The following is an 11,135-nucleotide window of genomic DNA, read 5'->3' as shown; positions in this document are numbered from 1 at the left end:
GCGGCTCCGCCGCCGGCTGCCAGAGGGACCGGAGGTCCCTCGCGGTTCGCGGCCCGCAGGGCCGCTCACCGGGGCGCGCCACCGCACCGTCCTTTATAAGTGATCGTCGCTGCCGCTCAGTTTTTTTAAATACCGTATCGCCCCCACAGATCTGCAACACTCACTCCCGCGATCGATCAGAAAGCAGGTCTATCGACCGGTGTTTCAGACTGAGAGATCGCTGGACAAGCAGGTTGTGACAGAGCTGTTCCGAGGCCGATAACGACCGGGCCGTTCGGGCCGATCTCACCGGCCCGAGGTGTCAGCTTCGTCGCTCTCGCGTACCGCGTCGAGCAGGTCGCCATCGCCGAATGTGTCGTCAACGCGCACAATCCGGTCGCTCGCGTCTAGAACGGCCATGTTCGATCCGAGTTCGTCGCCCGCTCGTCCTGCTTTCCCGACCGCGGCGGTCACGTCGGCCGCCCGCGCGAGGGCGACCGCCTCGTCCCGGCGCTCGGAAGGTACCGCCGCGAACGGGGGCGCCGTCACGACCGGCGCGTCCGCGTCGGCGGCGACGCCGGCGGCCGCGTCGCCCTCGGGGACGACCCCGACGGAGACGGCGTGACCGGCCGCGGCCAGCCGCGCGACCGCGCGTCCCGCCGGTCGGCCGCTCCCGACGACGTGGACGCGGCGCGAGTCGGCGGGGTCAGCCGAGTCGGGCGAGTCGGCCAACGCGCCCTCGTCGCCGGCGTCGAACGCGGTGACCGTCGGCGAACCCGTCGCCGGGCTCTCGCCGACGAACGCCTCGGCGTCGAACGCGTCCCGGAGCGCGTCCGCCGTCAGCACCGTCTCCGGCGGGCCGGCGGCCCGGACGCCGCCGTTCGCGAGAACGACGATCTCGTCGCAGTACCGCGCGGCCATGTCGAGGTCGTGAATGGCGGCGAGCGCGGCGCGCCCCCCGTCGACGAGCTCTCTGACGAGTTCGAGGGTCCGGACCGCGTGGTTCACGTCGAGGCTCGCCGTCGGCTCGTCGAGCAGCAGCGACGCCGTCTCCTGTGCCAGCGCGCGCGCCAGTAGCACTCGCTGGCGTTCGCCGCCGGAGACCTCGGTGATCGCTCGGTCGGCGAAGCGCTCGACGCCCGCCGCGTCCATCGCCTCGCGGACCGCGCGCTCGTCGTCGGGCCCGTGGCCGTCGAATCGCCCGAGATGCGGCGTCCGCCCCATCTCGACGATCTGCCGCACTCGGAAGTCGAACGCGAGGCTCGTCTCCTGCGGGACGCCGGCGACCCGCCGTCCGGCCTCGCGCGCGGACAGGGACTCGGCGGGGTCGCCGTCGAGTCGGACCTCGCCGGCGTCAGGCGAGAGCGTCCCCTTGATCGCCCGGAGGACCGTCGTCTTCCCCGCGCCGTTCGGGCCGACGAGCCCCACGAGCGACCCGCGCTCGACCCGGAGGTCTACCCCGGAGACGACGGGTACGTCGCCGAAGGAGACCGACAGGTCGCTGACCTCGATCGGCGGGATATCGGTGTCGCCGGCGGAGGCGTCGGCGTCGCCGAGGGCGGGCGATTCGGCGGTCACAGCTCGTGCACCTCCCGGGTCACGAGCAGGTAGATAAAGAAGGGCGCCCCCACGGCCGCGGTCACGATCCCGACCGGCAGCTCCGTGCTCCCGGCCCGCGCGAGGGTGTCGGCGGCGACGAGGAACGACCCGCCCGCGAGCGCGGCGGTCGGGAGCAGGACGCGGTGGTCGGGGCCGACGACCAGCCGGAGCATGTGTGGAACGATCAGGCCGACGAAGCCGATGACGCCCGCGAAGGCGACCCCCGCGGCCGTGATCAGCGCCGAGGCGCCGAGCAGAATTCGCTTCGTGCGCTCGACCGCGATACCGAGTCCCTGGGCCTCCTCCTCGCCGAGTAGCATGACGTTGAGGTCGCGCGCGTACACCAACAGGAGACCGAACAGCGGCGGGACCACGACCGCGGTGACCGCGACATCGCTCCACGCGGCGCCGGAGAGGTGACCCATCAGCCACGCGACGATCCGACGGAGCGACTCGCCGGCCTGCAGCTGCAGGTACGAGATGACCGCGCCGAGGAACGTCTGGATGGCGACGCCGGCGAGGAGCAGCGTCGCGACCGGGGTCCGCCCGTGCCGCGTCGCGATGGCGTACACGCCGAATGCGGCGGCGAGGGCCCCGACGAACGCGAAGAGGCTGACCCCGGCGCCGTGCGAGAGGGCCACGTCGACCGCGCCGACCACCGGGAGCGTCAGGGTCGTCGACAGCGCGACGGGGAAGACGATGAACGCGACCGCGCCGACCGCCGCGCCCGACGACACGCCGATGATCGACGGGTCAGCCATCGGATTGCGGAAGAACCCCTGCATCACCGTGCCGGCGGCCGCCAGCGCGAACCCCACGAGCGCGGCCATGAAGATCCGCGGGAGCCGGACCCCGACGACGATCCGCTGGTGAACGTCCTCGACGGGGAACGCGAAGGGGGACCGGTACGCGAGGTCGATGCCCGGGAGCATGAGCGGTCCGACCCTCTGCGGGGTCGTCTCGATACCGGCCGGAACGACGAGCGCGTTCAACACCGCCTTCACCACCTCCGACGGCGGAATTTGAACGGGACCGATCGCGGCGCTCGCGACCATCACGACGGCGAGCACCACCGCTAGCGCCGCGGACCAGCCCGCCGACCGTCCCCAGGCGGTCATTCGTTCTCCAACAAAACTTGTAGTAGGTAAATACTTATTGGACGAGCGCCGTCGTCGATGCGATGCGAGACAGGTACGTTATCGCGATGGCCCTGCTCGTGGCGACCGCCCTCATGGGCGGCGTCGCGGGTCCGGCCGCGGGTGCACAGCCGACGACGGAGTCGCCGACCATCGAGGATCCGGCGGACGGGTCGAGCGTCCACCAGACGGACGACGCGTGCGGGTTCCCGCTGGAGGTCACGGACGCGACGGGGACGACGGTCACGCTCGACGAGCGGCCCGAGCGGATCACGACGACGAACCCGTCGGCGGCGCAGACGCTCTGGGAGATCGGCGCGCAGGACCGCGTCGTCGGCGTGACGCAGTACGCCGCCTACCTCGACGGCGCCAGCGAGCGGACGAACGTCTCGGCCGAGGGGTTCGGCGTCAGCGTCGAGCGCGTCGTCGGCACCGAGCCGGACCTCGTGCTCGTTCCGAACGCGTCGTCCGCGAGCGTGGCCGAGTCCCTCCGCGCGCAGAACCTCACGGTGTACCACTTCGACGCGGCGACCTCGATCGCGAACATCGAGGAAAAAACGGAGACGACCGGGCGTCTCGTCGGTAACTGCGAGGCCGCCACCGAGACGAACGCGGAGATGAACGAGGCGGTCGCGGACGCCGAGGACCGGACCGCGGACCTCGACCGGCCGAACGCGTTGTACCCGCTCGGTGACGGCTACGTCGCCGCGAACAACACCTTCATCAACTCGCTCATGGAGGTCGGCGGCGTGAACAACGTCGCGGCCGCGGAGGGCGACGGCTACCCGCAGCTCTCGAACGAGGTCATCCTCGAGACCGACCCCGAACTGATCCTCGTCACCGACCCCGAGGCGTCGATCCTCGACGAGGAGCCCTACGCCAGCACGACCGCCGGGACCGAGGGCAACTACGTCGTGATGAACGTGAACTACCTCAACCAACCCTCCCCGCGGAGCGTGATCGAGTCGACGGAGACGCTCGCGACCGCGGTCGAGGAGCTGCAGACGGAAGGCGAGGAGTCGACCGACGACGAAGGCGGGTCGCAGAGCCAGGCGCCCGGATTCGGCGTCGTCGCCGCCTTGATCGCGGCACTCGCGGCGACGCTGATCGCGCGGCGACCGTAGACCGCCCGCGACTTCCGACGGGGGCCGGTACTCGCGCGGTCTCCGAGCGATCCGACCGCTTCGGTAGACGACGGACCGTGCGAGACGGCGTCGCGGCACTCGCGCCAGATCGTTCATTCATAAAGATCGGCTCAGTCGAACTCATCTTCTTCCGAGACGTCTCTCGTCTGAAACCGTCGTTCGCCGCGGGTGCGTACTCATCAGTCAGCCCTTCTCATCTATCGAAGGATTTGACAGCAATCTGTTGAAAATGACTGGTGGATTTCATAACGGATACTGAACGTGACGGACTGTCGTCCCGCAACTCACGAATACACGCCTTCAGCAATCGTAATCTCACCGGTAGAATAGTACACCCACCCGCAGATGAGCAGCACACCGATTGCGGCCCGTACAACCCATAATTCGACAGATTGGACAAGAGATGCGCTTCCAATCTCTTCGGCGACGAGGAGCGACGGTAGCGTCAACTCTGGATCCTGCGAGACCGGTTCTTGAAGGAATGTGAGGATAGCCACACCACCGAAGTGGACGCCTATCGGCAACGCCAGCTGTCCGCTAAGTACGTAAGCCGTCGCGAATAGAATGCCCCCGATAAGACTCGTCACCACGTCAGCTACTCCACCGCCGCCCAGTAAATGCGTCATCCCGAATATCGGGGCGCTTGCCGCGAGTGCGACAACTACTGCGCCGGTCTTCCCCACGGACCGCATCCGAAGACCCTCAGCGGCATTCTGAATGAAGATCGCCCGAAACAGAATTTCCTCAAACACGTTGTTCGAAAGAAAAAACAACAGCATGACAACGACAGCGAGGCCCCCGAGGAGCATCGAGTCGACACCGACGCCGGTCGGCTCAGGATGGAGGGTGGCAAACCCTCTCGCTACTTGATAGAGAACGGCCCCGATCGAAGCGATCACGCCGATCAGTACTCCGACGAGGAATTCTGTTCCCCATCGTCTGGATACATTGAATCCGTACCGCCGGGTGGGACGGTTATCGAGTCGTGAGGCGACAATGACCGCAATTAGTCCGCTGAGGGCAATTACCGCAGCTAACAACGTGAGCAGTACTAGCGTCCAGAGGATGTCACTCCTCCCCGAAACGTCATCAATAACTGAGCGGAGTCCAAGCGGAATCACGATCTGACCGCCGAGATAGGGTATGAAGCCGGCGAGTAACGGGAGACAGACTCGCCAAGTCGCCCGTAACCGCGTGTCTTTGGTGCCGTACAAAAGCCGATTAACAATACCCCTAACCCCTATATTCTTATCCGCACTCTGTGACATACTCAAAGTGTCGTTCAGTAATAATAAAAGAATTTGGGTGATCGTCTCGGCGATCGATCGAACGGACGTGAAAACAACTCTTCGGGGTCCCGACGGAACTGACGATCCGCAGTAATCGTGGCCGAGTCACGCGACGATCGAGGGGCGTCTCAGCAGGGGCGGCGCTACTGGTTCGCCGAGCGCGCGTCGAGCGCGACCGGGATCGAGCGCGCGGCCACGTCGCCCGCGAACGCCTCGCCGTCCGCCTCCAGCTGCTCGAAGGTGTCGTAGTGGATCGGGACGACGAGGTCCGGGTCCATCGCCTCGGCGAGCTCCGCGCTCGCGTGCCGGTCAGAGACGATCCCGCCGCCGCCGATGTTCGCGAGGAAGACGGACACGTCGAGCTCCGCGAACCCGTCGAGGGCGTCGGAGTCGCCGGGCCAGAAGACGGTGCGGTCGCCGAGCCCGAGCAGGAACCCGCAGCCGAGCCCTCGCGGGTGCGTCACCGAGCCGTCCGGCCCGGCGTTGGGGCCCTCGGGGTCGTTGTACGCGGCGACCGACCAGACGGCGACCTCGCCGGCCGGGGTCGCCACGTCGACGCGGTCCTCGTCGTCGACGCGGACCACGTCGTACTCGTCGGCGAGCGACTCGATCGACTCCACGTCGCGGTCGATCCCCGCGGGGTCGACCGCCTCGTAGATCACGAGCGTCGCGTCCTCGCGCGCGACCGACCGGATCCCCTCGGGGTCGTAGTGGTGGTCGTGGGTGACGACGACGAGGTCGCCGTCGCGGGCCCAGTAGTCGTCGAGGACGCCGTATCGCCCCGGGTCCGTGTAGGCGACGGGGCCGTCCTCGGGCTCCAGTCGTGCCGTCGCGTAGCCGAGCCACTCCACCGAGAAGTCGTCGTAGTGGACCGTCATACGTGGGGTTCCGGACGCGGACGCCTTGAGGGTGGCTATCGGATCTCGGCCTCTCTCTCACTCGGCTCCGTCCCCGGCGAGCCGCGCGACGCGCTCCAGCGAGTCGGCGTCGCCGACCGATTTGTCGTCGCGCACGCCGACGAACCGCGGAAACCGCAGCGCGTAGCCGGACGAGTAGGTCGGCGAGGTCTGGATCTCCTCGTAGCCGACCTCGAGGACGGCCTCGGGCCGGATTTCGATCTCGGTCCCGTCCTCGCTCACCACGTGGGGCTTCAGCCGCTCGGTGAGGTCGGCGAGCGCCTCGTCGGTGAGCCCGGTCGCGACCTTCCCGATGGTCGCGAACTCGTCGTCTCCCGCCCCCACGCCGAGCAGGAACGTCCCGAATAGCTCCGCGCGGCGCCCCTCGCCCCACTCCGCGCCGACCACCACGGCGTCGAGCGTCTCCACGTCGGGCTTGCGCTTGAGCCAGTCCCGGCCGCGGTCGCCGGGCGTGTACGCCGCGTCGGGGTTCTTCAGCATCACGCCCTCGTGGCCCGCGTCGAGCGCGGCCGCCTCCGCGACCTCGATCGCCTCGGGGTCGTCCGCGAACTCGACGCTCGCGGCCGCGTCGGGCAGGACATCGACGAGCAAGTCGTGGCGCGCGCGGAGCGGCTCGTCGAGTAAGTCCTCGCCGTCGGCGTGGAGGCAGTCGAACGCGTGGAGCCGGAGCCCGACCTCCTCGCGCATCCGGTCCACGTCGTGTTTCCGCCGGAAGCGACGCAGCACCTCCTGGAACGGGAGGGGATCGCCGTCGTCGTCGACCGCGACCACCTCCCCGTCGAGGATGACCGGGACGGAGACGCGAGCCTCGACGTACTCGACGACCTCCGGGAGCGCGTCCGTCACGTCGTCCATGTTCCGCGAGTAGACCCGCGGACCGAGTCCCTCTCCTCCCTCGGCGGCCGACTCCGGCACGTAGTGGACCTGCACCCGCGCCCCGTCGAACTTGGTCTCGACGGCGACCTCGCCGAACGCCTCGACCGCGTCGGTCGCCGTCCCGGCCTGCGCGAGCATCGCCTGCACCGGCCGACCGACCGCTAGTCCCTCGGCGCGCAGGCCGGCGAGCCCCTCGTCGCGGGCGAGGACCGCGACGCGCCCGTAGTCGTTGGTCACCTGCAGCGCGCGCTCGACCGCGGCGGCCGCCTCGTCGCGGGCGCGGAGCGTCGGGTCGTCGCCGTCGTTCCCCTCTTTGCCGTCGTCCGCTGATGCCTCCGCGAGAAACGCCTCCGCGATCGCGTCGCGGACGGTCCCCTCGCCGACGCCGAGCCGCATCTCGCCGAGCACGAGCCGGGCGAGCAGCTTCGCCTCCGCGGGCTCGCACCGATTGAACAGCCCGAACAGCGCGTCGCGCTTGCGGGACTCGCTTCCGTCGCCGGCGTCGGCGGCCAGCTCGCGCAGCGCCGCGTCGACGGCGGCGACGGTGAGTCGGTCGCGCCCCTCGCCGAAGGCGGCGAGCCCGCGCTGGCCGCCGAAGTCGAAGCCGGCGGCGACCGCACCGATCTCGCCCGCCTCGGCCAGCCGCTCCTCCACGTCGGCCGCGCCCACGTTCGGGCCGGCGGCGCGCGCGATCGCCTCGCGACAGAGCGCCGGTCCCACGTCGAGCGTCCGGGTGTCGTGCGCCGGGAAGACGCGGCCGAGCAGGAACCGGGTGACGGTCGCGAGGTCGTCGCTCTTGCCCCGACCTCCGGCCGCCGCGAGCAGGTCGGCGACGAGCCGCGTCGTCTCGATGTCGGCGGGCTCGGCCGCCAGCCGCTCCGCGCGCTCGGCGAACGCTGCGAACTCCATGCGCGGAGTCCGCGATCGCTCGGCAAAAGCGCCCCGATACGGGTCGGTTTCGGGACGGACGGGCCGCGTGCCGACCGCTCCCACGCCGCCGGTCGGGCGCAGGCCTTTTTGCCTGCCGGGGTCGTCGACCGTTCCATGAGCACCGAGTCCGCCCTCGCCGACGGGGTCCGCGAGGCGCTCGCGGTCGACTCCGACGAGTTCGACGCCCGCGCCGAGGAGGAGGCGGAAGTCGTCAAGCAGGCGCTCCGCGACGGCGCCTTCGACAACCACCAGTCGATCGTCGGCTTCGAGTACGAGTTCTACGCGGTCGCCGACGGGCGATGGAGCGAGGAGTCGCGGGCGGGCGAGTACGCCCTGATGCGGGTCCCGCGCCGCCTGCTGGAGCTGATGGGGTTCGAGAAGGAGCTCGGGCTCCACAACGCCGAGATGTCGACGAGCCCGCAGCCGCTCTCGGACCACGGCCTCCGGGCGCAGCTCGCGGAGGTCCGGGCGCGGCTGGAGGCCGCGGAGAACACCGCGGGCGTCGAGGGGATGCGACTCGTCTCGGACGCCCTCTGGACCATCCCGCCGACGGGCGAGACGGCCCGGGGGTACCTCACCGACAGCGTCGACGTCGACGGCGTCACCGTCGCCGTCAACATGAGCGACGCGGTCCGGTACCACGCGATGGCGAACGCGGGCGACGACGGGCGGCGCGGGACGGTCGTCGAGGCGCCCGGCGTGTCGCTCGAGGCCGACACGGTGATGCCCGAGAGCCTCATCACCTCCATCCAGCCGCACTACCAGGTCGGACAGGCCGAGACCCTGCCGCGGCACTTCCGGTACGCGCTCCGGGCCGCCGGTCCCCTGCTCGCGCTCGGGGTCAACTCTCCCTTCTTCCCGCCGGAGCTGTACGACGACGCGTGGGACGGCGAGCGGGTTCTCGCGGAGGGCGCGACGGAGAACCGGATCCACGTGTTCGAGTCGGTCCTCAACGCGCGGACCGAGGAGGGCAAAGTCCGGTTCCCCCGGGAGTTCCACGACGTCGAGACCGCGGTCGACCGGATCGCTGGCGACGAGACCCTCATCCCGATGCCCGAGCCCGACGGCACCGACCGGTTCGACGACGAGTTCGCGACGTTCCGGACGAAACACGGCAGCTACTGGCGGTGGGTCCGTCCCGTCTTCGAGGGCGCGAGCCGGTCGAGCGCCAACGCCCGGATCGAGTTCCGCCCGATCGCGGCCCAGCCCACCGTCCGCGACTCGATCGCTTTTCAGGCGGCGTTCGCCGGGCTGATGCAGGCGCTCCCGCAGCGCGAGCACCCCGTCATCGGGCTCGACTGGGAGACCGCCCGCGACAACTTCTACGCCGCGGTCGCCGACGGGCTCGACGCCGACATGGAGTGGGTCGGGCTCGACGGCGAGCGCACCACCGATACCGACACCCTGTACGGCGATCTCCTCGACCACGCCGAGGCCGGCCTCCGGACCGCGGGCTGCCCCGAGGAGGAGGCCGCCGCGTGGCTCGCTCCGCTCCGGTGGCGGGTGGCGAACCGGACGACGCCGGCGAGCTGGAAGCGGGACCGCGTCCGCGAGCGCCTCGACGACGGCGACGACTTCGAGACCGCGGTCCACGACACCCAGCGCGAGTACATCGACCGACAGTCCGAGACGCTGATCGAGGGCGGCTTCTCCGCGTGGGTGAACGGGGACTGAGGCGCGCGCCGACCGCGCGCGGAACGAAACGAACGTCGATTCGGCTTATTAATCGGGTTCCGAAACCACATCACCCCGATCGACTCGGTGTGTGTATAATGTGTATAAGGTCATTGTATCCCGTTGGTGTCGTGCGGTTTTCGGGATCGCCGCTCGCGTATCGGGGTCTCTCAGACGAGCCGTATTTGCAATCGGCACAAGTGTTAAGTTCTCGACCGTGCTTCCCCCAGTCGATGACAGACATCACGGAGGCTTCGTCGGACACCCCGGCGGATCGAGTTCTTCCAGGGCACGATAGCTTCTAACATCGATATCGGTCCTGTACGGATCTTCGACACGACGTTACGAGACGGTGAACAGTCACCGCGCACGTCGTTCAGCTACGACGAGAAACGCCGCATAGCGGCGACGCTGGACGACATGAACACCCACGTCATCGAGGCTGGGTTCCCGGTGAACTCGGACGCGGAGTTCGAGGCCGTGAGCGACATCGCCGCCGCGACGGACACCACCGTCTGCGGACTGGCGCGGGTCGTCGAGGGCGACATCGACGCCGCCATCGACTCCGGCGTCGAGATGGTCCACGTGTTCGTCTCCACCAGCGACGTGCAGCTGGAGGATTCGATGCACGCGACCCGGCAGGAGGCGAAACAGCGCGCCGTCGACGCCGTCGAGCAGGTGAAAGACGCCGGCGTCGAGTGCATGTTCTCGCCCATGGACGCGACGCGGACCGACCCCGACTACCTGCGGGAGATCGTCGAGGCGGTCAGCGACGCGGGCACGGACTGGATCAACATCCCGGACACGTGCGGCGTCGCGATGCCGACCAGCTTCGGGAAGACGGTGAAGGCCGTCGTCGAGGCGACCGACGCCCGCGTCGACGTGCACACGCACGACGACTTCGGGATGGCCGCGGCGAACGCGGTCACCGGGTTCGAGAACGGCGCGGAGCAGGCCCAGGTGTCGGTCAACGGGATCGGCGAGCGCGCCGGCAACGCCGCCTACGAGGAGGTCGTGATGGCGGTCGAGTCGGTGTACGGCGTCGACACCGGCATCGACACGACCCAGATCACCAAGCTGGCCCGGATCGTCGAGGACGCCTCGGATATCCCGGTGCCGGCGAACAAGCCCGTCACCGGGCGGAACGCGTTCGCCCACGAGTCGGGCATCCACGCCGCGGGCGTCATCGAGAACGCCGACACGTTCGAGACCGGCGTGATGACCCCGGAGATGGTCGGGGCGGAACGCGAGTTCGTGCTCGGGAAACACACCGGCACCCACAGCGTGCGCAAGCACCTGGTGGAGGCCGGCTTCGACCCGAGCGACAGCGAGGTCCGGCGCATCACCAAGCGCGTCAAGGAGTACGGCTCCGGGAAGCGCCAGGTGACCGCCGGCGACGTCGAGCGGTTCGCCGAGGAGGCGGACGTCGACCGCGAGGAGGAGGAGGTCAGGATCTGATGGCCGCCTCCCTGGACGGGGAGCCCGCCGAGCGGCCGCCGTGCGATCGCGCGGACGGAGGCGCTCACCCGACCCGATCCGCCGCTCGGAACCGGCCCGCCGGTTCCGCTCCCCGACAGGGATTTATACCCC

General features: G+C 69.3%; 8 protein-coding genes. 3 read left to right on the top strand and 5 right to left on the bottom strand.

Going from position 1 to position 11,135, the window contains the following annotated elements; genetic code table 11:
* Window positions 1-285: 285 nt before the first annotated feature.
* Together C469_RS04745 and btuC are read right to left on the bottom strand one after the other, a co-directional pair.
* Window positions 286-1,557, bottom strand: coding sequence for an ATP-binding cassette domain-containing protein (locus C469_RS04745; protein WP_008004321.1), 1,272 nt, complete (start codon window positions 1,555-1,557; stop codon window positions 286-288).
* Window positions 1,554-2,696 (bottom strand): vitamin B12 ABC transporter permease BtuC, encoded by a 1,143-nt coding sequence (btuC, locus tag C469_RS04740; RefSeq protein WP_049911043.1) that lies wholly within the window; start codon window positions 2,694-2,696, stop codon window positions 1,554-1,556. The genes C469_RS04745 and btuC overlap by 4 nt, the downstream gene beginning before the upstream one ends.
* Before the next feature lie 62 nt (window positions 2,697-2,758).
* Between btuC and C469_RS04735 the strand changes: the two genes are divergently transcribed.
* Window positions 2,759-3,838, top strand: coding sequence for a PGF-CTERM-anchored ABC transporter substrate-binding protein (locus C469_RS04735; RefSeq protein WP_008004319.1), 1,080 nt, complete (start codon window positions 2,759-2,761; stop codon window positions 3,836-3,838).
* A 305-nt stretch (window positions 3,839-4,143) separates the two neighbouring features.
* Here the strand turns inward: C469_RS04735 and C469_RS04730 are convergent, their stop codons facing one another.
* The 3 genes from C469_RS04730 to ligA form a co-directional block, all read right to left on the bottom strand.
* Window positions 4,144-5,127 (bottom strand): CPBP family intramembrane glutamic endopeptidase, encoded by a 984-nt coding sequence (locus C469_RS04730; RefSeq protein WP_049911041.1) that lies wholly within the window; start codon window positions 5,125-5,127, stop codon window positions 4,144-4,146.
* 164 nt (window positions 5,128-5,291) lie between these two features.
* Complete coding sequence (locus C469_RS04725) at window positions 5,292-6,026, bottom strand: MBL fold metallo-hydrolase (RefSeq protein ID WP_008004316.1); 735 nt, start codon at window positions 6,024-6,026, stop codon at window positions 5,292-5,294.
* Window positions 6,027-6,083: 57 nt separating this feature from the next.
* Window positions 6,084-7,850, bottom strand: a complete 1,767-nt coding sequence (gene ligA, locus C469_RS04720) for an ATP-dependent DNA ligase LigA (RefSeq protein ID WP_049911045.1) — start codon at window positions 7,848-7,850, stop codon at window positions 6,084-6,086.
* Window positions 7,851-7,985: 135 nt separating this feature from the next.
* Between ligA and C469_RS04715 the strand changes: the two genes are divergently transcribed.
* A complete protein-coding gene (locus tag C469_RS04715) occupies window positions 7,986-9,545 on the top strand; it encodes a hypothetical protein (protein WP_008004312.1) in 1,560 nt (519 codons plus the stop codon).
* Between the two features lie 273 nt (window positions 9,546-9,818).
* Window positions 9,819-11,003 (top strand): LeuA family protein, encoded by a 1,185-nt coding sequence (locus C469_RS04710; protein WP_449272114.1) that lies wholly within the window; start codon window positions 9,819-9,821, stop codon window positions 11,001-11,003.
* Window positions 11,004-11,135: the final 132 nt, after the last annotated feature.

This window comes from Halorubrum lipolyticum DSM 21995, assembly GCF_000337375.1.
GTDB lineage: Archaea > Halobacteriota > Halobacteria > Halobacteriales > Haloferacaceae > Halorubrum > Halorubrum lipolyticum.
The sequence above is the reverse complement of the archived record's forward strand: the minus strand, read 5'-3'. Positions and strand labels throughout refer to the sequence as shown.

Bases quoted from the DNA above. Each gene is read 5' to 3' on its own strand.
- btuC (WP_049911043.1), bottom strand. From the start codon at position 2,696: ATGACCGCCTGGGGACGGTCGGCGGGCTGGTCCGCGGCGCTAGCGGTG.
- C469_RS04735 (WP_008004319.1), top strand. From the start codon at position 2,759: ATGCGAGACAGGTACGTTATCGCGATGGCCCTGCTCGTGGCGACCGCC.
- C469_RS04730 (WP_049911041.1), bottom strand. From the start codon at position 5,127: ATGTCACAGAGTGCGGATAAGAATATAGGGGTTAGGGGTATTGTTAAT.
- C469_RS04725 (WP_008004316.1), bottom strand. From the start codon at position 6,026: ATGACGGTCCACTACGACGACTTCTCGGTGGAGTGGCTCGGCTACGCG.
- ligA (WP_049911045.1), bottom strand. From the start codon at position 7,850: ATGGAGTTCGCAGCGTTCGCCGAGCGCGCGGAGCGGCTGGCGGCCGAG.
- C469_RS04715 (WP_008004312.1), top strand. From the start codon at position 7,986: ATGAGCACCGAGTCCGCCCTCGCCGACGGGGTCCGCGAGGCGCTCGCG.